Annotated in this window: 18 protein-coding genes; 8 read left to right on the plus strand and 10 right to left on the minus strand. The window is 74.2% G+C overall.

Features of this window, described 5'->3' with window-relative positions:
* Window positions 1-11: 11 nt before the first annotated feature.
* The 5 genes from SH587_RS09835 (at window position 12) to SH587_RS09855 (ending at window position 5,156) form a co-directional block, all read left to right on the plus strand.
* On the plus strand, window positions 12-1,082 hold the full coding sequence (locus SH587_RS09835; RefSeq protein ID WP_320670424.1) for a glucose-6-phosphate dehydrogenase assembly protein OpcA: 1,071 nt from the start codon (window positions 12-14) through the stop codon (window positions 1,080-1,082).
* Window positions 1,073-3,004, plus strand: a complete 1,932-nt coding sequence (locus SH587_RS09840) for a glycoside hydrolase family 15 protein (protein ID WP_320670425.1) — start codon at window positions 1,073-1,075, stop codon at window positions 3,002-3,004. The genes SH587_RS09835 and SH587_RS09840 overlap by 10 nt, the downstream gene beginning before the upstream one ends.
* The gene (gene pgl, locus SH587_RS09845) at window positions 3,001-3,720 is read left to right on the plus strand and encodes a 6-phosphogluconolactonase (RefSeq protein WP_320670426.1); all 720 of its coding nucleotides are present in this window, start codon (window positions 3,001-3,003) and stop codon (window positions 3,718-3,720) included. The genes SH587_RS09840 and pgl overlap by 4 nt, the downstream gene beginning before the upstream one ends.
* Window positions 3,717-4,310: a histidine phosphatase family protein gene (locus SH587_RS09850; protein ID WP_320670427.1), complete on the plus strand. Its 594-nt coding sequence runs from the start codon at window positions 3,717-3,719 to the stop codon at window positions 4,308-4,310. Before pgl ends, SH587_RS09850 begins: the two co-directional genes overlap by 4 nt.
* A 75-nt stretch (window positions 4,311-4,385) precedes the next feature.
* On the plus strand, window positions 4,386-5,156 hold the full coding sequence (locus SH587_RS09855; RefSeq protein WP_320670428.1) for a 3-hydroxyacyl-CoA dehydrogenase: 771 nt from the start codon (window positions 4,386-4,388) through the stop codon (window positions 5,154-5,156).
* A 4-nt stretch (window positions 5,157-5,160) separates the two neighbouring features.
* Here SH587_RS09855 and wecB read toward each other — a convergent pair whose 3' ends face one another.
* From wecB to SH587_RS09875, 4 genes are all read right to left on the minus strand, one after another.
* Window positions 5,161-6,243, minus strand: coding sequence for a non-hydrolyzing UDP-N-acetylglucosamine 2-epimerase (gene wecB, locus SH587_RS09860; RefSeq protein WP_320670429.1), 1,083 nt, complete (start codon window positions 6,241-6,243; stop codon window positions 5,161-5,163).
* A 27-nt stretch (window positions 6,244-6,270) separates the two neighbouring features.
* Window positions 6,271-7,305, minus strand: a complete 1,035-nt coding sequence (locus SH587_RS09865; protein ID WP_320670430.1) for a 6-phosphofructokinase — start codon at window positions 7,303-7,305, stop codon at window positions 6,271-6,273.
* A gap of 87 nt (window positions 7,306-7,392) precedes the next feature.
* Window positions 7,393-8,553, minus strand: coding sequence for an acetyl-CoA C-acyltransferase (locus SH587_RS09870; RefSeq protein ID WP_320670431.1), 1,161 nt, complete (start codon window positions 8,551-8,553; stop codon window positions 7,393-7,395).
* A 1,061-nt stretch (window positions 8,554-9,614) separates the two neighbouring features.
* Complete coding sequence (locus SH587_RS09875) at window positions 9,615-11,243, minus strand: MDR family MFS transporter (protein ID WP_320670432.1); 1,629 nt, start codon at window positions 11,241-11,243, stop codon at window positions 9,615-9,617.
* 190 nt (window positions 11,244-11,433) lie between these two features.
* Here SH587_RS09875 and SH587_RS09880 point away from each other — a divergent pair, with 190 nt between their 5' ends.
* Complete coding sequence (locus SH587_RS09880) at window positions 11,434-11,973, plus strand: MarR family winged helix-turn-helix transcriptional regulator (protein WP_320670433.1); 540 nt, start codon at window positions 11,434-11,436, stop codon at window positions 11,971-11,973.
* On the opposite strand, the gene SH587_RS09885 is transcribed toward SH587_RS09880, so the two are convergent.
* From SH587_RS09885 to SH587_RS09895, 3 genes are all read right to left on the minus strand, one after another.
* Window positions 11,970-12,596: a metallopeptidase family protein gene (locus tag SH587_RS09885; protein ID WP_320670434.1), complete on the minus strand. Its 627-nt coding sequence runs from the start codon at window positions 12,594-12,596 to the stop codon at window positions 11,970-11,972. The genes SH587_RS09880 and SH587_RS09885 overlap by 4 nt on opposite strands.
* 48 nt (window positions 12,597-12,644) lie before the next feature.
* Window positions 12,645-13,808, minus strand: a complete 1,164-nt coding sequence (locus SH587_RS09890; RefSeq protein WP_320670435.1) for an acyl-CoA dehydrogenase family protein — start codon at window positions 13,806-13,808, stop codon at window positions 12,645-12,647.
* A gap of 117 nt (window positions 13,809-13,925) precedes the next feature.
* Window positions 13,926-14,375, minus strand: coding sequence for a Fur family transcriptional regulator (locus SH587_RS09895; protein WP_320670436.1), 450 nt, complete (start codon window positions 14,373-14,375; stop codon window positions 13,926-13,928).
* Window positions 14,376-14,461: 86 nt separating this feature from the next.
* Here SH587_RS09895 and SH587_RS09900 point away from each other — a divergent pair, with 86 nt between their 5' ends.
* A complete protein-coding gene (locus SH587_RS09900; RefSeq protein ID WP_320670437.1) occupies window positions 14,462-14,818 on the plus strand; it encodes a rhodanese-like domain-containing protein in 357 nt (118 codons plus the stop codon).
* Between the two features lie 96 nt (window positions 14,819-14,914).
* Here SH587_RS09900 and SH587_RS09905 read toward each other — a convergent pair whose 3' ends face one another.
* Both SH587_RS09905 and SH587_RS09910 read right to left on the minus strand, forming a co-directional pair.
* Complete coding sequence (locus SH587_RS09905; protein WP_320670438.1) at window positions 14,915-15,658, minus strand: LOG family protein; 744 nt, start codon at window positions 15,656-15,658, stop codon at window positions 14,915-14,917.
* Between the two features lie 43 nt (window positions 15,659-15,701).
* Complete coding sequence (locus SH587_RS09910) at window positions 15,702-16,865, minus strand: M20/M25/M40 family metallo-hydrolase (protein ID WP_320670439.1); 1,164 nt, start codon at window positions 16,863-16,865, stop codon at window positions 15,702-15,704.
* 89 nt (window positions 16,866-16,954) lie between these two features.
* Between SH587_RS09910 and SH587_RS09915 the strand changes: the two genes are divergently transcribed.
* Window positions 16,955-17,425, plus strand: coding sequence for a peroxiredoxin (locus SH587_RS09915; RefSeq protein ID WP_320670440.1), 471 nt, complete (start codon window positions 16,955-16,957; stop codon window positions 17,423-17,425).
* Window positions 17,426-17,471: 46 nt separating this feature from the next.
* Here SH587_RS09915 and SH587_RS09920 read toward each other — a convergent pair whose 3' ends face one another.
* A complete protein-coding gene (locus SH587_RS09920; protein ID WP_375341750.1) occupies window positions 17,472-18,626 on the minus strand; it encodes an acyl-CoA dehydrogenase family protein in 1,155 nt (384 codons plus the stop codon).
* Window positions 18,627-18,639 lie beyond the last annotated feature (13 nt).

Here is an 18,639-nt window from a genome sequence, read left to right on the forward strand (position 1 = left end):
GGACGGCTGCCGTGTCCACCGTCGCCCACACCGTCTGGCAGCAGGACGACGTCGACCCGGCCGGGGTCGAGCAGGCGATGCGCGCCCTCGAGCGCGAGCGCTTCCGCCAGCGCGCGGGCTCGCTGCCGGCGCGGGCGCTGAACCTGGTCACCGTCGTCGACGCCGACCACGCCGAGCAGGTGGTCGGGCGGCTGGCGGCCACGGGCGGCAACGCGCCCTCGCGCTCGATCCTGCTGCGGGTCCACCCCGACCGCAGCCGGCTGTCGGCGCGGGTCACCCTGGCCACCGGCGCCGCTGACCGGCCGGCGGCGATGAACGAGCTGGTGACGGTCGACATCGGCCCCCGCCACCTGTCGCGGCTGGAGTCGATCGTCGACCCGATGGTGCTGACCGACGTGCCGACGCTGCTCTGGGCCCCGCACGGCCACCGGACCGCGATCGACACGCTGGTGCCGCTGGCCCAGACGGTGCTGCTCGACAGCTCGGAGGCCGAGCGGGCGACCGACGGCCTCGACGAGGCGCTGGCCCTCCAGACCTCGGACGCGGCCGCGGTCGTCGACCTCTCCTGGATGCGGACCCTGCCCTGGCGGCAGCGGCTGGCGGCCGCCTTCGCCCCCGCCTGGCGGCGCGACGGGCTGGCCCGGATCGGCGAGGTCGAGGTCCGCCACCAGCCCGGCTCGGCCGCGGCCGGCTGGCTGGTGCTCGGCTGGCTGGCCTCACGACTGGGCTGGAGCGCCGACGGCGACGAGGTCCGCGACGGCGCCGGTCAGCCGGTCGCGCTGCGGCTGGTGGCGGCCGACGTCGGCGTCGCCGGCCTGGCCGGGACGACCGTCGCCGGCCGCGACGGCGCCCGCTTCTCGCTCGACCGCAACCCCGGCGGCCTGCGGGCCCGCGACGTGGCGCCCGACGCCGCCGCCGGCTCGCCCGTCGCCGGCGCGCTGGTCGACCGCGAGTGGACGATCCTCGGCGCCTCCCGCGGAGAGGCCGGCGTGCTGAGCGCGGCGCTGCGGCGCACGCTCGTCCCCGACGACGGTTACCGTGAGGCGCTGGCCACCGCCAGGAGGATCATCCAGTGCACCTGAGCCCCGTCGAGCGTCCCAACCCGCACTCGGCCTACCCGCCGATCGCCGACTACGCCTTCCTGTCGGATTGCGAGGTCAACGCGCTGGTGGCGCCCTCCGGGGGGATCGAGTGGTTCTGCGTGCCGCGGCACGACAGCCCGTCGGTCTTCGGCTCGCTGCTCGACCGCGACGCCGGCACGTTCCGCCTGGCCCCGGTCGGCCAGACGGTCCCGGCCGGCCGCCGCTACCTGCCGGGGACGATGATCCTGGAGACCACCTGGGGCACCCGCACCGGCTGGGTGGTCGTCCGCGACTGCCTGCTGATCGGACCCTGGCACCACGAGGCGGAGCGCTCGCAGACCCACCGCCGCTCGCCGACCGACGACGACGCCGACCACGTGCTGCTGCGGACGATCCGCTGCGTCAACGGCTACGTCGAGATGTTCATGGAGTGCGAGCCGGTCTTCGACTACGGCCAGCGCCACGGCCGCTGGAGCTACGACTCCGAGGGCTACGGGATCGGCCGCGTGAAGGATCCCGGGTCGAGCACCGAGCTGGTCCTGACCACCGACCTGCGGCTGGGCTTCGAGGGCGCCCGCGCCCGCGCCCGCACCACCGTCCGCGCCGGCGACACCCACTTCATCGCCCTCTCGTGGTCGCACCACGGCGCGCCGCAGACCTACGAGGACGCCCACGCCCGCGTCAACTACACGGCCGACTTCTGGCACGAGTGGCTGAGCCACGGCGAGTTCCCCGACCATCCCTGGCGGACCTACCTCCAGCGATCGGCGATGACGCTGAAGGGGCTGACCTTCGCCCCGACCGGCGCGATGCTGGCCGCGGCCACCACCTCGCTGCCGGAGACCCCCCGCGGCGAGCGCAACTGGGACTACCGCTACTCCTGGATCCGCGACTCCACGTTCATGCTCTGGGGGCTGTACACCCTCGGCTTCGACGAGGAGGCGAACGACTTCTTCTACTTCATCCAGGACGTCGCCAAGGGCGAGCAGCCGCTGCAGGTGATGTACGGCATCGGCGGCGAGCGGCAGCTGGAGGAGTTCGAGCTCGACCACCTGGAGGGCTACGACGGCGCCCGCCCGGTGCGGATCGGCAACGGCGCCTTCGACCAGAACCAGCACGACGTCTGGGGCGCGATGCTGGACTCGGTCTACCTGCACACGCGCTCGCGCGACCAGCTGCCGGAGTCGGTCTGGCCGACGCTGAAGAAGCAGGTGGCGGAGGCGATCGCCCACTGGCGCGAGCCGGACGCCGGGATCTGGGAGGTCCGCGGCGGGCTCAAGCACTTCACCTCGTCGAAGGTCATGTGCTGGGTGGCGCTCGACCGCGGCGCGCGGCTGGCCGAGCTGCGCGGCGAGCACGAGATGGCGCTCGAGTGGCAGCGGATCGCCGACGAGATCCACGCCGACGTCTGCGCCAACGGCGTCGACGAGCGCGGCGTCTTCTGCCAGCACTACGAGACCGACGCGCTCGACGCCTCGCTGCTGCTGATGCCGCTGGTGCGGTTCCTGCCCCCGGACGATCCGCGGCTGCGGGCGACGGTGCTGGCGATCGCCGACGAGCTGTCCGAGGACGGCCTGGTCCTGCGCTACAAGGTCGACGAGACCGACGACGGCCTCCACGGCGAGGAGGGCACGTTCACGATCTGCTCGTTCTGGCTGGTCTCGGCGCTGGTCGAGATCGGCGAGGTCGAGCGCGGCCGGGCCCTCTGCGAGCGGCTGCTCGGCTACGCGTCGCCGCTCCAGCTCTACGCCGAGGAGCTGGACCCGAAGTCCGGCCGCCACCTGGGCAACTTCCCGCAGGCCTTCACCCACCTGGCGCTGATCAACGCCGTGATGCACGTGATCCGGGCCGACGACGCGATCGACGCCAACTCCGCTTCGACCCCGTACCACGTGATCCCCGGCCAGGGGGAGCTGACGTGAGCGATCCCGCCGCGGGCGACGGCGACGGGCCGACGGTGCGGGCGCTGCCCGACGCCGACGCCTGCGCCGCCGCGGCCGCCGCGCTGGTCGCCGAGGTGATCGCCGCCGCCGGCGGGCGGGCGCGGATCGCGCTCTCGGGCGGCGGGACCCCGGTCGCGGCCTACCGGCGGCTGGGGCCGCTGGTGCCGGACTGGTCGGCGGTCGACGTCTTCCTGGCCGACGAGCGCTGCGTGCCGTTCGACGATCCCGACAGCAACGCGCGGCTGGTGGTCGAGGCGCTGGAGCCGGCGGCCCGCGAGCTGCGGGTCCACCGGCTGGTCGAGCAGGGGACGCCGGTCGACCGCGCCGGCGCCTACGCCCACGACCTCGGCGAGGACCCGCTCGACCTGGTGCTGCTGGGGCTCGGCGAGGACGGCCACACGGCGTCGCTCTTCCCCGGCCACGGGGCGCTCGAGGCCGAGGGCCGGACGGTCGCGGTGCTCGACTCCCCGAAGCCGCCGCCGGAGCGGGTGACGCTGACGCTGCCGACGCTGGCTGCCGCGCGGCGGCTGGTGCTGCTGGTGACCGGCGCCGGCAAGGCGGCGGCGCTGGCCCGCTCGCTGGGCGAGCCGGGACCGCACGCGCCGGCCACCCTCCTCCCCCGCGAGCGGCTGACGGTGATCGCCGACGAGGCCGCGCTGGCCGATGCCCGGGCCGCGGGCCTGGTCTCCTCGTGAGCGTCCTCCACGCCGGCCCGCGGCTGTGGCTGGCCCGCCACGGCGAGACCGAGTGGGCGCGGGCGCTGCGCCACACCGGTCGCACCGACGTGCCGCTGACCGCGCACGGTCGCGAGCAGGCGGCGGCGCTCGGGCCGCGGCTGCGGGCGATCGACTTCGCGGCGGTCCGCTGCTCGCCGCTGCGGCGGGCGCGGGAGACGCTGGAGCTGGCGCTGCCGGGGGTGGCGGCGACGCTCGACGACGACCTCCAGGAGCGCGACTACGGCGTCGCCGAGGGCCGCACCACCACCGAGCTGCGGGCCGAGCACCCGGGCTGGGACTCGTGGACGGTGGCGATCGACGGCGCCGAGACGATCGACCAGGTCGGCGAACGGGCCGACCGGGCGATCGCCCGCGCGCTGGCCGAGGCGGGCGACGCCGGCGACGTCCTGCTCGTCGCCCACGGTCACCTGCTGCGGGTCCTCGCCGCCCGCTGGCTGGGACAGCCGGCGGCGTTCGGCGGTCAGCTGGCGCTCGCCGTTGGGGCGATCTCGCTGCTGGGCCTCGAGCGCGAGCGGCACGCCCTGCTGCGCTGGAACGACGCGGGCTGAGCGGGCCTCCGCCGACCGTCGGGCCGGCGCAGGCGGATTGGCTGGTCAGCCAACCGACGCGCTAGATTGCCGGCCATGGCTCAGATCGCAGGCAAGAGCGCGCTCGTCACGGGCGGCGCGTCGGGACTCGGACAGGCGACCGTGCGGCGGCTGCACGCCGACGGCGCCCACGTCACCATCGCCGACGTCCAGGAGGACAAGGGCCAGGCGCTGGTCGCCGAGCTGGGCGAGCGGGTCCAGTTCGTGAAGACCGACGTCACCGACGAGGACGCGGTCAAGGCCGCGGTCACCGCCGCCGCCGGCGTCGCCCCGCTGGTGGCGACCGTCTCCTGCGCGGGGACCGGCTGGCCGCAGCAGGTCTTCCACCACAAGAAGGGGCCGCACCCGATGCTGCCCTTCGAGACGGTCCTGAAGATCAACCTCTTCGGCACCTTCAACGCCCAGCGCTTCTCGGCCGAGGCGATGGCCGCCAACGAGCCGAACGAGGACGGCGAGCGCGGCGTCCTGATCAACACCGCCTCGGTGGCGGCGTTCGACGGCCAGATCGGCCAGGTCGCCTACTCCGCCTCGAAGGGCGCGATCGTCGGCATGACCCTGCCGGTCGCCCGCGACCTGGCCCGCTACGGGATCCGCTGCATGACGATCGCCCCGGGGCTCTTCGACACCCCGCTGCTGGCCGCGCTGCCCGAGGACGCGAAGGCCTCGCTGGGCGCGCAGGTGCCGTTCCCGCCGCGGCTCGGCAACCCCTCGGAGTACGCCGACCTGGCCGCCCACATCGTCAGCAACCCGCTGCTGAACGGCGAGACGATCCGGCTCGACGGCGCGATCCGGATGGCGCCGAAGTAGGGCCTCAGCCCAGGTGGGCCTCGAGCGCGGCGACGACCCGGCGACCGGCCTGGCCGTCGCCGAACAGCTCGGGACGATCGGCCGGCGGCGTCCGCTCCAGCGCCGTCGCCGCAGCCGCCGCGTCGAGGTCGACCAGCGCGTTCCAGCCGCTTTCGACCGTCTCTGTCCACTCGGTCGTGTCGCGCAGCGTCACGCAGGGGACGGCGGCCAGGTAGGCCTCCTTCTGGACCCCGCCGGAGTCGGTCAGGACCGCGGCGGCGCCGACCAGCAGGGTCGCGAAGTCGAGCGGCCCGACCGGGTCGACCAGCCGCACGCCCGGGGCGCCGGCCAGCCGCTCCCAGAGCCCGTGCTCGTGGAGCCGGGCGCGGGTCCGCGGGTGCAGCGGCAGGACGAGCGGGCGCTCCGGCGTCGCCACCGTCCGCAGCAGCTCGACCAGCGCGGCGAGCCGGTCGCGCTCGTCGACGTTGCCGGCCCGGTGGGCGGTCACCAGCAGGTAGCCGCCGGGCTGCAGGGCGCGCTCGGCCAGCCAGCCGGCGGCCCGTTCGCGGGCGCGCGGGTGGACGTGGAGGGTGACGTCGGTCATCACGTCGCCGACCTCGACGACCCTGTCCCCCAGGCCCTCGCGCTGGAGGTTGCCGGCGGCGGTCGTGGTCGGGACGAGCAGCAGCTGCGAGAGGTGGTCGCAAACGACCCGGTTGCGCTCCTCGGGCATCCGGCGGTCGAACGAGCGCATCCCGGCCTCGACGTGGGCCAGCGGGATCCCGGCGTCGGCGGCCACGATCGAGGCGGCGAGGGTGGTGTTGGTGTCGCCGTAGACGAGCACCGCGTCGGCGTTCGCCTCGGCCGCCAAGGGCTCCAGCTCGGCGATCATCCGCGCGGTCTGGGCCAGGTTGCTGCCGCCGCCGAGGGCCAGCTCGACGTCCGGTGCGGGCAGGTCCAGCTCGCGGAAGAAGACGGCCGAGAGCGCGTCGTCGTGGTGCTGGCCGGTGTGGACCAGCCGCTCCTCGTGGCGCTCGCGCAGCGGCCGCGAGACCGCCGCCGCCTTGACGAACTGGGGACGGTTGCCGACGACGGTCAGGATCCGCATCGGCGGGGATGCTAGACCGGCCCGCGCTCAGAAGAAGGTCCGGGCCAGCTCCAGCAGCCGCAGGTCGACCGGCTTGACCCCGACCACCTCGGCCAGCGGGATCCGCACGATCTCGCTGCCGCGCAGCGCCACCATCGTGCCGAAGGCGCCCTCCAGCACCGCGTCGGCCGCGTCGGCGCCGTAGCGGGTGGCGAGCACGCGATCGGTGGCGGTCGGGGTGCCGCCGCGCTGGACGTGGCCGAGGACGACGGCGCGGGTCTCGTAGCCGGTCGCCTGCTCCAGCTCGTGGGCGAGCGCGGCGCCGATGCCGCCCAGCCGCTCGTAGCCGTACTCGTCGGTGTCGTCGCTGGCCCGGACCTTGCGGCTGGAGCCGTCGGCGAAGGCCAGCCGGGCGCCCTCCGAGACGACGATGATCGAGAAGTCCTTGCCGCGGTCGTGGCGGTGACGGATGTTGGCGGCCAGCTCCTCGACGGTGACGTCGACCTCGGGCACCAGGATCCCGTCGGCGCCGCCGGCGAGCCCGGCCATCACGGCGATCCAGCCGGCGTTGCGACCCATCACCTCGACCACCATCACCCGGTCGTGCGACTGGGCGGTGGTGTGCAGCCGGTCGATCGCCTCGGCGGCGACGTGGACCGCGGTGTCGAAGCCGAAGGTCCGGTCGGTGCCGACGATGTCGTTGTCGATCGTCTTCGGCACCCCGACCACCGGCAGCCCGAGCTGGGCGTGCAACTCGCGGGTGATCTCCATCGTGTGCTCGCCGCCGATCGCGATCACCGCGTCGACGTCGCCGCGGGCCATCGCGTCGCGAACCCGCTGCGGCCCGTCGTCGTGGCGGAACGGGTCGTAGCTGGAGGTCGAGAGGATCGTCCCGCCGAGCGGCAGGATCCCCGACAGCGCCGGGTGGTCGAGCGGCACGTGGTCGGCGAAGGCCAGGCCGCGGTAGCCGCGCCGCAGGCCGACCGGCTCGTGGCCAGCCCGCAGCAGTCGGCGTCCGGCCGCCCGGATCACCGCGTTGAGCCCGGGGCAGTCGCCGCCGGCGGTCAGGATCCCGATGCGCACGTCCCCGACCTTACGGGGCGGGGCGGGCGGCGGGCAGGCCCGGCGGCGCACCAACCCCCTGGGCGGTGCGCCGCGGTGGCGGGGGTCCTAGATCCGCTCGACCAGCGCGGCCATGCCCATGCCGCCGGCCACGCACATCGACTCGATGCCGTAGCGGCCGTTCTTCTTCTCCAGCCCGTTGATCAGGGTGGTCATGATCCGCGCCCCGGTCATGCCGAACGGGTGGCCGAGGGCGATCGCTCCGCCGAACGGGTTCAGCTGCTCGTCGCCGATCCCCAGCTCGTTCTTGCAGGGGACGATCTGGGCGGCGAACGCCTCGTTGATCTCGACGATGTCGATCTCGTCGATCGTCTTGCCGGTCTGCTCGAGCAGGGCCTTGATCGCCGGGATCGGGCCGATGCCCATGATCTCGGGCCGGATCGCGGCGACGGTGGTGGCGATGATCCGGGCGCGCGGGGTCAGGCCCAGCTTCTCGGCCTTGTCGGCGCTCATGATCAGGGTCGCGGCGGCGCCGTCGTTGAGTGGGCAGGAGTTGCCGGCGGTGACGGTGCCGTTCTCGGGGTCGAAGGCCGGCTTGAGGCCCGCCAGGACCTCGACGGTGGTGCCGGGGCGGGGGCCGTCGTCCTTGCTGACGACGGTGCCGTCGGGGGTGGTGACCGGGATGATCTCGGCGTCGAAGTGGCCCGACTCCTGGGCGGCGACGGCGCGCTGCTGGCTGAGCGCGGCCCACTCGTCCTGCTGCTCGCGGGTGACGTTCCACTGCTTGGCGACGTTCTCCGCCGTCAGGCCCATCGGGATGTAGACGTCGTAGAGCGAGCCCTCGCCGCCGCTCAGCTTCGGGTGCTTGAAGTCGTCCGGCATCCCGGCGCCGAGACCCGCGCGCGAGACGGCCTCGATCCCGGCGGCGATGTACTGGTCGCCCTCGCCCGCGGCGACGGCGTGGAAGGCGTTGCGGATCGCCTGCAGCGACGAGGCGCAGAAGCGGTTGATCGTGGCGGCGGGGACCGAGTCGGGCAGGCCCGAGAGCAGCCCGGCGTCGCGGCCGACGTTGTAGGCCTGCTCGCCGATCGACGAGGCGGCCCCCATCAGCAGGTCGTTCGTCTGCGACCAGTCGACCTGCGGGTTGCGCTCCTGCAGCGCCTTCAGCGGGATCGCGGCCAGGTCGTCCGCGCGGACGTCCTTCAGCGAGCCCTTGAGCGCGCGGCCGATCGGAGTGCGAACGGCGTCGACGATGACGACCTCGGGCATTGGGGAGACCTCTTCGGTTCGGTTCCGGTGGAGAAGCGGCGCACTTCCGACGCTGACGCCGCGACTCTCGCATCGTAGCGCCATGGATTGACTGGTCAGTCAAGTGTGGGGGGCAGTTGGTCGGTCAGAGGCGCAGCTGGGCAGCGGGAGGTTGGTCGTGGGGCGATCGGTTGCCGCGACGGGGGTGGTCGGTGCTGCGGCGTGGCCTCGACGGGCGGGTCCGTTGGGTCAGCGGGGCACGTACGGGGAGGGGCGGGCGGCGTGGTGGTTCGGGGCCGCGCTCGGGGGCCTGGCTGACCGGCTGTGGGCCGTCGCCGCGTCACGTCGGCGGGCCGCGGGCCGTGGCGCGCGGAACGACCGTTGGGCGAGCTGTTCGCGCGTCGCGCTGCCGTGGGGCGGGCCGTGGCGCGCGGGACGACCGTCGGGCGAGTTGTTGGCGCGTCACATCGGCGGGCGTGGGCCGTGGCGCGCGGAACGACCGCCGGGCGAGCCGCCTGCGCGTCACGACGTCGTGGCGCGGGCCGTGGCGCGCGGGACGACCGCCCAGCGAGCCGTTCCCGCGTCCCGCTGTCGGGCGCTGACCTTGGCGCGCGGAACGACCGTCCGCCGCGCAGTTCGCGCGTCACGCCGGCGGGAAGCGGGCCGTGGCGCATCAGACGACCATCCAGCGAGCCGTTCCCGCGCCACGCGACCAGAGCGCGGGCCGTGGCGCGCGGGACGACCGTCGGGCGCGCCGCCTGCGCATCACGACGTCGTGGCGCGGGCCGTGGCGCGCGGACCGACCATCCAGCGGGCCGTCCCCGCGCCACGGACGCCCCACCCACCCGCGGAGCGCATCGCGCCCCCCGCCGACCCGCCCGGCCCCCAGCGCCCACGCCCACGCCACGACGCCGTCCCGCCCTTCCCCTACGTGCCTCGCTGACCTACGACCCCCACCCGTCGAGGCCGAGCGGCAACACCGACCAGGCCCGCCGCGGCACGGCTCGCCTCACGACCAGCCGCTCGCTGCCCAGCTGCGCGCTCGACCGACCCGCCGCGGCCAGGAGGCCAAGAGGCCCCCCTCAAGCCCCCGCCGCCGGCCCCGCTCCGCTCGCGGCCGCCGCCGCCCGCTCGACGGTGGTCGGACCCTCCGGCGCCGGCCCGTCACCGTCCGACCCCGACGCCGGCCCCGGTCCCGGTCCGCCCGGCCCACCGGCGCCGGGCGCGTCCTCCCCCGGTCCGCCGGCCAGCGCCGCCGCGCGCCGCGCCCGCCGCTCGACCACCGCGAGCAGCACCGCGGGCGCGAGGGCGACGATGGTGATGATCGCCGCCCAGGTGAAGGTGTGGCCGAAGGCGTCCGCGATCTGGTTGCGGACCTCGAGCGGCACCGCGCCGTCGGGCCGCGCCGCGCCCTCGCCGAGGCTGCCGGAGAAGCCCCGATCCGCCATCGCCCGCGTCAGGACGACGGTGAAGAGGGCGGTGCCGATCGCCCCGCCCACCCGCTGCAGGACGTTGAGGCCGGTCGTCGCCCGCGGCACCTCGGCGTGGCTGAGCGTCGCGTACGCCGCCGCCATCGAGGGCATCATCGACATCCCGATCCCGAAGCCGCGGACGAGCAGGATCGCGCTGATCAGCACGTACGACGTGTCGCCGCCGACCGCCGCGAACATGAAGGTCGTCACCGTCACCACGGCGACGCCGACGATCGTCGGCAGGCCGCCGCCGATCCGGTCGGTGATCACGCCGCTGAGCGGCATCGCGATCGCCATCCCGACCCCCTGCGGGATCAGCAGCAGGCCGGCGTGGGTGGCGTCCTCGCCCCGCGCCACCTGGAAGTAGAGCGGCAGCAGGATCATCGCGCCGAACATCGTGCCGCCGAGCACGAAGGTCGTCGCCGAGGCGCTGCTGAAGCCGACCTTGCGGAACAGGTGGACGTTGATCACCGCGTGCGGGGTCCGGATGGCGTGCAGCACGTAGAGCACCAGCAGCACCAGGCCGACGGCGATCGGGCCCCAGGTGATCGCGCCCTCGAAGCCGCCCTTCTCCCCCGTCTCGGAGAGTCCGAAGACGAACGCCGCCGCCCCGCCGCTGGCCAGAATCGCCCCCAGCCAGTCCAGCGGCACGCCGCCGTGGCCCTCGGAGCGCGGCAGCACGCGCCGCGCCAGCAGCAGGCCGACGATCCCGACCGGGACGTTGACCAGGAAGATCCAGCGCCACGAGAGGTGGTCGACGATCAGGCCGCCGATCGTCGGCCCGAAGATCGGCGCCAGCAGCATCGGCACCGCGATCACGCTCATCACCCGGCCGACCCGCTGCGGGCCCGCCTGCTGGGTCAGCATGATCTGCCCGATCGGCATGATCATGCCGCCGCCGACGCCCTGCAGGACCCGCAGCGCGATCAGCTGGTCGACGTTCTGGGCCAGGCCGCAGAGCGCCGAGGTGGTGGTGAAGAGCGCCACCGCCACGATCCAGACCCGCTTGCCGCCGAACTGCTCCGACGCCCAGCCGGTCAGCGGGATCACCGCCGCCAGCGCCAGCATGTAGCCGGTCGCCACCCACTGGACCGTGCTGAGCGGCGCGTCGAGGTCCTTCGACAGATCCTGCAGCGCGACGTTGATGATCGTCGTGTCGAGGATCGACATCACCGCGCCGACGATCACGACGGCCGCGATCGCCATCAGCTTGCGGTCGCGCAGGAGGGAATCGGTCATCGGCGGGCGCTCCAGGACGGGGACGGGGACGAACGGGGGACCGCTCGAACGAGGCGCCGCGATCCTGTGGTTCCGAATCGTGGCGTCCGGCTATTATTAGCACCCTCAGCATCTTCTGGATCGGACGCGTCGCCCCGCCCCCGGTGCGACGGCGGCGCGGCGCGATCGTCATGCTCCCTGCGACCCGTCGATGCCCGCCACCGCCGACCCCGACCGCCCCTCCGCCTGCGGGCCCGACCCGGACGCGGACGACACCTCGCTGCTCGAGGTCCGCGACCAGCTGGTGCGGCTCTTCCGCGCCACCAAGCGGATCCGCGGCCACGGCAACCAGCACCTCCAGGGCGACCTCTCGATCCCCCAGTTCCACCTGGTCGAGCCGCTGCTGGACAGCGACGAGCCGCTGCCGGTCGGCCGCCTGGCCGAGCTGGCCGCGACCACGCCGCCGACGGCGACGACGATGATCCGCAAGCTCGAGGAGCAGGGCCTGATCGAGCGCTCGGCCCACCCCGGCGACCGGCGCGTGGTCCGGGTGGCGCTGACCGAGGAGGGCCGGCGGGTGGTCGACGACCGCCGCCGCCGCGTCGCCGCCTGGCGGATGCGGGTGGCCGACGCGGTCCCGCGGGCCGACCGCGAGGCCGGCGCCCGCGTGCTCTCCGCGATCGCCGACGAGCTGGAGCGGGCCGCCGACGAGCTGGCCGCGCTCGCGTCGGACGGCGAGCAGCCCGGCTAGAGGCCCAAGTCCCGCACGCCCAGCTCGTCGAAGCCGACGTGGTGGGCCAGCTCGTGACGGACGGTGATCAGCACCTGCTCGCGGAGCAGGTCGGGATCGTGGCCGAAGTCGCGCCGGAGCGTGTCGCGGAAGATCAGGATCTGGTCGTTGATCGTGTCGCGGACGGCGCCGTCGCCGCGGTAGAGGCCGTAGGCGTGGTGACGGCGGCCGTCGTCGGAGATCACCACCGCGACGTTGGTGTCGAGCACGCCGCGCAGCAGGTCGGGCAGGTCGTCGAGCGCCTCGCGGACCAGCTCGGCGAAGCCGTCGTCCTCGTAGGGATCGGCGGCCAGGAAGTCGCCCTCGTCGGGGTCGACGGTCAGGCCCTCGGCGGCCAGCCGCTCGGCCCGCTCGACCACCTGCTCGAACTCCTCGTCGGTCTCCGGCGTGCGGTAGTCGCTCATCCGGCCAACGACCACGCCGACCAGGCCGAAGAGGACGGCCGCGGCGGTCAGCACCGTCCCCGCCGTCTGGACGGTCCGCAGCAGCGGCTCGTTGGCCCACGCGCCCAGCAGGACCGTGATGGTGCAGGCCAGGCAGAGCCCGGCGAACGCCGTCACCAGCGGGGCGCGCATGATGCCCATCGCCCTAGGGTAGGGCACCCGCGACACCGCCCCGCCGCAACCGGCCGATCAGCCGAGCATCGCGCGGCTGATGACCACCCGCTGGATCTCGTTCGTGCCCTCGTAGATCTGGGTGATCTTCGCGTCGCGCATGAAGCGCTCCATCGGGTAGTCCTTGACGTAGCCGTAGCCGCCGAGGACCTGGAGCATGTCGACGGTGACCGCCATCGCGGTGTCCGAGGCCATCAGCTTCGCCATCGAGGTCCACTTGCCGACGGCGCGCGAGCCGCGCGGCTCGTTGTCGACCACCGAGCAGGCCTTGTAGAGCAGCTCGCGGGCGGCGGCGACGCGGGTCTCGGCGTCGGCCAGCTTCCACTGCAGGCCCTGGAAGCTGGAGATCGGCTTGCCGAAGGCGATCCGCTCCTTGGCGTAGTTGGTCGCGTAGTCGACCGCGCCCTGGGCGATGCCGACAGCCTGGGCGGCGGCGCCGAGGCGGGTCCGCTCGAGCGTGCCGAGCGCGACCGAGAGGCCCTTGTCGACCTCGCCGATCACGTTCGCGTGCGGGACGCGGACGTCCTCCAGCACCGGCGAGCCGGTCGGCGAGCCCTTGATCCCGAGCTTCTTCTCCAGCGGGCCCCAGGAGAAGCCCGGGCGGTCGCTCTCGACGACGAAGGCGGTGATCCGGTTGCTCTCCAGGTTCGTCTTCGCGAAGACGACGTAGAAGTCGGCGACCGAGGTGTTGGTGATCCAGTTCTTGGCGCCGTTGATGACCCACTCGTCGCCGTCGCGGACGGCCACGGTCTTCATCGAGGCGGGATCGGAGCCGGCCTCGGGCTCGGAGAGGGCGAAGGCCGGCGCGTGCTCGCCGCTGGCGACCTTGGGCAGGAACCGCTGCTTCAGCTCCTCCGAGCCGAAGAGGGTGATCGGCAGCGAGCCCAGCTCCTGGACCATCTGGATCAGGGCCGACGACGCGCAGACCTTGGCGATCTCCTCGACCGCGAGGTTCTGCATCAGCGTGCCGAGGTGGGTGCCGCCGTAGGCCTCCGGCACGGCCAGGCCGAGGATGTCCGCCTCGCCGAGCAGCTTGCGGACGTCCCAGGGGTACTCGGCCTTCTCGTCGATCTCGGCGGCGCGGGGAGCGATCTGCTCCTGCGCGATCTGGCGCACCGCGTCGCGGAACTCCAGCAGGTCGCTCGGGATCTCGTACACGCCGGTGGACAGGTCGTTGGCCATGGAGATAATCCTACTTCCACGCATTAGCCCGCGCGACGTGGCCCGACCACACCCCGCGGCGACGGGGTTGGCTTGGCGCCACGGCGATCGACGGCGCTCGAACGAGCGCGGGGGCGATCAGTTCCGGCTGGCGGCGACGCAGGACGCGCAGCGCCCGCTGACGACGACCGTCGCCGCCTGGACCGCGTGCCCGGCGCTCTCGGCGGCACGGGTGGCCGCGGCGCGGCCGGCGCTGGTGTCGAGGTCGATCAGCGCCCCGCAGCCGGTGCAGGTGAAGTGGTCGTGCGGCGACGGGTTGGTGTCGTAGCGCGCGGCGCCGGGAGCGGCGACGCGGCGGACCAGGCCGAGCTCGGCGAACAGCTCGAGCGTCGAGTAGACCGTCGGCAGCGCCAGGCCCGGCAGCTCGCCGGCGGCCTCGCGCAGCAGCGCCTCGGCCGTCACGTGGCGGGGCGTGCCGGCCAGCAGCCGGTGGAGCGCCAGCCGCTGCGGGGTGACCCGTAGACCGGCCCCGCGCAGCCGCGCGACGAGCTGCTCGTCGGCCGAGCCGGTGAGAGGGGACGCTTCCATGCCCTCAGATTCTAATAGGTCGTCCTAATTTGTAAAGCCTTGTAAGAAGTACGTCCTCCTCCGGGCCGCCCGGTAGCGTCCGGGCCATGGCCGATCCGCTCTTCGACCACCCCGGGCTCGAGGTCGACGTCGCCCAGCTGCGCGACGCGCTCGACCGCGACGCCGTCACCCTGGTCGACGTCCGCGAGCCCTACGAGTGGGAGGCCGGTCGGATCCCCGGCGCCGTCCACGTCGCCCTCCACGAGCTGGGCGCCCGCGCGAACGAGCTCGACCGCAGCCGCCCGATCGTCTTCCAGTGCCGGGTCGGCGGTCGCTCGGCGATGGCGGCCCAGGCCTTCCGCGAGGCCGGCGTCGACGCCTGGTCGCTGCGCGGCGGGATCCTCGACTGGGCCGCCGCCGGCCATCCGCTGACCCCGGAGGACGGGACCGTGGCCGACCACTGAGGCCGCCGGAGTCCCCCTCCCCCGCTCGCGTGGCGGATCGGCCCCGGACGCCGGGGGTCGACCGCCACGCAAGCGGGGGGGGTCGGCGGGCCCCGGTCAGCCGCCGAGGGCGCCGTGGGCGTCGCCGGGGCCGCCGGCGTCGCGGGCGTCGGCCGCCTCGGTGCAGATCGCGACCACCTCGTCGAGGTCGTCGGTCAGGCGGAAGAGGTCGTCGTCCTCGGGCGAGATCAGGCCGTCGGCCAGCATCCGCTCGCGCAGCCAGGCGACCAGGCCGCCCCAGTACGCCCGGCCCAGCAGGACGATCGGGTAGCGGCGGATCTTGCGGGTCTGGACCAGGCAGAGAACCTCGAACAGCTCGTCCATCGTGCCGTAGCCGCCGGGCAGCGCCACGAACGCGCCGGAGTAGCGGACGAACGAGACCTTGCGCGTGAAGAAGTAGTGGAAGTCGATCGCCAGGTCGAGGTACTCGTTGCCGTGGGTCTCGAACGGCAGGTCGATCAGCAGCCCGATCGAGCGGCCGCCGGCCTCGCGGGCGCCGCGGTTGGCCGCCTCCATCAGGCCCGGTCCGCCGCCGGTCACGACCGAGGCCCGGGCCTCGGTCGCCAGCCGCCGGCCGATCTCGCGCGCCTGCTCGTACTCCGGCGTGCCGGGGCCGAGGCGGGCGGAGCCGAAGACCGTCACCCCGCGGCGGACGTCGCGGAGGGCGGTGAACGCCCGGTCGAGCTCGGCGCGGATCCGGTCGAGCCGCTGCTCGTCGGTCAGCTCGGTCTCGACCTCGGCCAGGTCGGCGTTCAGCAGCTCCTCGTCGAAGCTGTCGGGACGGCGGGCGGGGACGGTCACCGATCGAGCCTAGATGATCGATCCGGGCACCCGCGGCGGGCGATCAGGAACCGGTCAGCACCGCCGCGGCGACGGCCAGCGCCACCTGCGCCCGCGCCACCAGGCTGCCGCCGTCGACGTGCTCGTCGATCGCGTGCGCGCCGCCCCCGAGCGGGCCGAGCCCGTCGACCGCCACCGCCACGTGCTGGGCCAGGTGGCTGGCGTCGGAGGCGCCGCCGCGCGAGGTCGCCTCGATCGGCCGGCCGAGGATCGCCCCGGCACGGCTGAGCAGCGGCGCGGCGCCCTCGCGGTGGTCCATCCCCGGCCAGATCCGGCCGAAGCGCGACTCCAGCGCGACCCCGCCGAGGTCGGTCGGGAGCGCGGCCAGCACCCGCTCGATCGCCTCCAGCCGGTCGGACCGCAGGTCGCAGGTCAGCTCGCCGTCGTCCGGCACCACGTTCAGCGCGGTCCCGCTCTGGATCATCGTCGGCACCACGCTCAGGCGGTGCTCGCCGCGCGGGTCGTGGTGGGCCGCCGCCAGCCGCGCCACCTCGGCCAGCGCCAGCAGCGCGTTGCGGCCGTCGTCGGGCCGGCTGCCGGCGTGGGCGGCGCGACCGCGGGCGCGGGTCAGGATCGTCGCCGCGGCCTTGCGCCGGACGACCACCGCCTCGTCGCCCGCGTCGGTCCGCTCGCCGCCCTCGAAGCAGAGGCAGGCGTCCCAGCCGGCGAACCGCTCGCCGTGGGCGAACGGCGCCTCGCGCCACTCCTCGTCGGCGACCAGCAGCAGCGCGACCTCGGCGAAGGTCGCCCGCGCGCCCTCGACCGCGGCCAGCGCCCGCAGCACCCCGAGCGCCAGCGCGTCGCCGGCCTTCATGTCGAAGGTGCCCGAGCCGTCCCAGCGGTCGCCGTCGCGGACCAGCGGCCGGTGCTGGTCGTGGCCGATCACCGTGTCGAGGTGGCCGAGCAGGACGATCCGCCGCTGACCCGTCCCGCGCAGGCGGACCAGCAGGTCGGGCGCGAAGCCGGGGGTCGAGCAGGGCGGGCGCTCGACGGTGGCGTCCTCCGGCAGCCGCTCGACGACGATCGCCGCGCAGCGCTCGAACGCCTCCACGTCGCCGCTCGGCGAGGACTGGTCGACCAGCGGCCCGAGCACCTCGCCGGCGTCGGCGGCGACCGCGGGCGCCGCCTGCAGCAGGCGCCAGGCGATCTCGTGTTCGGCGGTCGGCACCGGCCTACCCTTGCACGGCCGGCCGGACGGCGCCCCGTTCCGTGACCGATCGCCCCTCCGCGCGCGACCGCGACGCGTAGGCTCTGGCCATGGCCTCCACCCCCAAGGTCGGCGACGCGGCGCCCGACTTCACGCTCCAGGGCACCGAGGGCGGCTTCACGCTCTCCGAGCACCGCGGCGAGCGGATCGTCCTGGCCTTCTACCCGGGCGACGAGACCGCGGTCTGCACGAAGCAGCTCTGCTCCTACCGCGACCGGGCGGAGGACCTGTCGGCGCTCGGCGTGACCGTCGTCGGGATCAGCGGCAAGGACGTCGCCAGCAAGCAGTCGTTCCGCGACCACCACGCGCTGACCGTGCCGCTGCTGGCCGACCCCGACCACGCGGTCGCCCGCGCCTACGGCGTCGCCTCGCGGCTGATGGGCACCAAGCGCGCGACCTTCGTGATCGACGAGCACGGCACGATCGTGTGGGAGAAGGTCCACGCGATCGGCCTCACCTACGTGACGGTCGACGAGCTGCAGCGGGTGCTGGCCGCGCTGCCGGCCGCGACCGCCGGCTGACCCGCGGGGGCCGGCCGCCGCGACGACCGGCCCCGCCCACCGACGCTCAGTAGGACTTCGGCAGCCCGAGCGAGTGCTCGGCGACGAAGTTCAGGATCATCTCGGCGCTGACCGGCGCGGTCCGCGCCAGCCGCACGCCCCACCAGAGGTCGGAGAGCCCGTATTCGAGCGTGATGCCGTTGCCGCCGTGGGTCTGGATCGCCCGCTCGACCGCCTCGATCCCGGCCTCGGCGGCGGCGTACTTGGCCATGTTCGACGCCTCGCCGGCCTTCGCCCCGGCGTCGTTCAGGACCGCCGCCTTCTGGGTCATCAGCCAGGCCAGGTCGAGGTTGATCTTGGCCTTCGCCAGCGGGTGCGCGATCCCCTGGTGGGCGCCGATCGGCTGCTTCCAGACCGTCCGCTCGCGAGCGTAGGCGGCCGCCTTCTCGAGCGCCAGCCGGCCGCCGCCGATCGCCAGCGCGGCGCCGATGATCCGCTCCGGGTTGAGGCCGTCGAAGATCGGGCCGAGGCCGCCGTTGTAGCCGCCGATCAGCCGCTCCTCGTCGACCTCGACGTCGTCGAAGAAGAGCGTCCACTGGTGGTCGGGCCCGAGGTACGGCATCGGGATCTTGTCGCGCCGCAGCCCGGGCGCGTCGCTGTCGACCAGCGCCAGCGACGGCAGGCCGAGGTTGCCGTCGTCGAGCACGGCGCGGGTCACGACCAGGATCGCGTCCGACTGCTCGACCCCGGAGATGAACGTCTTCTGGCCGTTGATGACGTACTTGCCGGGACCGCCCGGCTTGATCGTCGTGCGCAGGTTGTGCGAGTTGGTGCCGGCGTCCGGCTCGGTGATCGCGAAAGCCAGCCGCTTGCTGCCGGTGGCGACCCCGCGCAGCCAGGTCTCCTTCTGCTCGGGGGTGCCGTGCTTGGCCAGGATCGAGCCGTTGATCGCCGACGAGACGACGAGCAGCAGCAGCGTGCTGCCGTTGGCCGCCAGCTCCTCGGCGACGGTGATCAGGCCGAGCATCCCGAGCCCGCCGCCGTCCCACTGCTCGGGCACGTTGATGCCGACGAAGCCGCCCTCGGAGAGCGCCTCCCACATCGCGTTCGGCGGCTCGTCCCGCTCGTAGCACTCGCGCATGTAGTGCGGGCCGAAGCGGTCGGCGATCTCGCGGATCGAGGCGCGGACCGCCTGCAGCTCGTCGCTCTCGATCAGGGGCAGGACGGGGACGTCG

Origin of the sequence: Patulibacter defluvii, assembly GCF_034096925.1 — a bacterium.
Taxonomy (GTDB): Bacteria; Actinomycetota; Thermoleophilia; order Solirubrobacterales; family Solirubrobacteraceae; genus Patulibacter; species Patulibacter defluvii.

Excerpts from the sequence above, each read along its gene's own strand:
- SH587_RS09895 (WP_320670436.1), bottom strand. The coding sequence starts at position 14,375 with ATGGAAGCGTCCCCTCTCACCGGCTCGGCCGACGAGCAGCTCGTCGCG.
- SH587_RS09870 (WP_320670431.1), bottom strand. The coding sequence starts at position 8,553 with ATGCCCGAGGTCGTCATCGTCGACGCCGTTCGCACTCCGATCGGCCGC.
- wecB (WP_320670429.1), bottom strand. The coding sequence starts at position 6,243 with ATGCGGATCCTGACCGTCGTCGGCAACCGTCCCCAGTTCGTCAAGGCG.
- SH587_RS09885 (WP_320670434.1), bottom strand. The coding sequence starts at position 12,596 with ATGGGCATCATGCGCGCCCCGCTGGTGACGGCGTTCGCCGGGCTCTGC.
- SH587_RS09890 (WP_320670435.1), bottom strand. The coding sequence starts at position 13,808 with ATGGCCAACGACCTGTCCACCGGCGTGTACGAGATCCCGAGCGACCTG.
- SH587_RS09915 (WP_320670440.1), top strand. The coding sequence starts at position 16,955 with ATGGCCTCCACCCCCAAGGTCGGCGACGCGGCGCCCGACTTCACGCTC.
- SH587_RS09855 (WP_320670428.1), top strand. The coding sequence starts at position 4,386 with ATGGCTCAGATCGCAGGCAAGAGCGCGCTCGTCACGGGCGGCGCGTCG.
- SH587_RS09880 (WP_320670433.1), top strand. The coding sequence starts at position 11,434 with ATGCCCGCCACCGCCGACCCCGACCGCCCCTCCGCCTGCGGGCCCGAC.
- SH587_RS09900 (WP_320670437.1), top strand. The coding sequence starts at position 14,462 with ATGGCCGATCCGCTCTTCGACCACCCCGGGCTCGAGGTCGACGTCGCC.
- SH587_RS09875 (WP_320670432.1), bottom strand. The coding sequence starts at position 11,243 with ATGACCGATTCCCTCCTGCGCGACCGCAAGCTGATGGCGATCGCGGCC.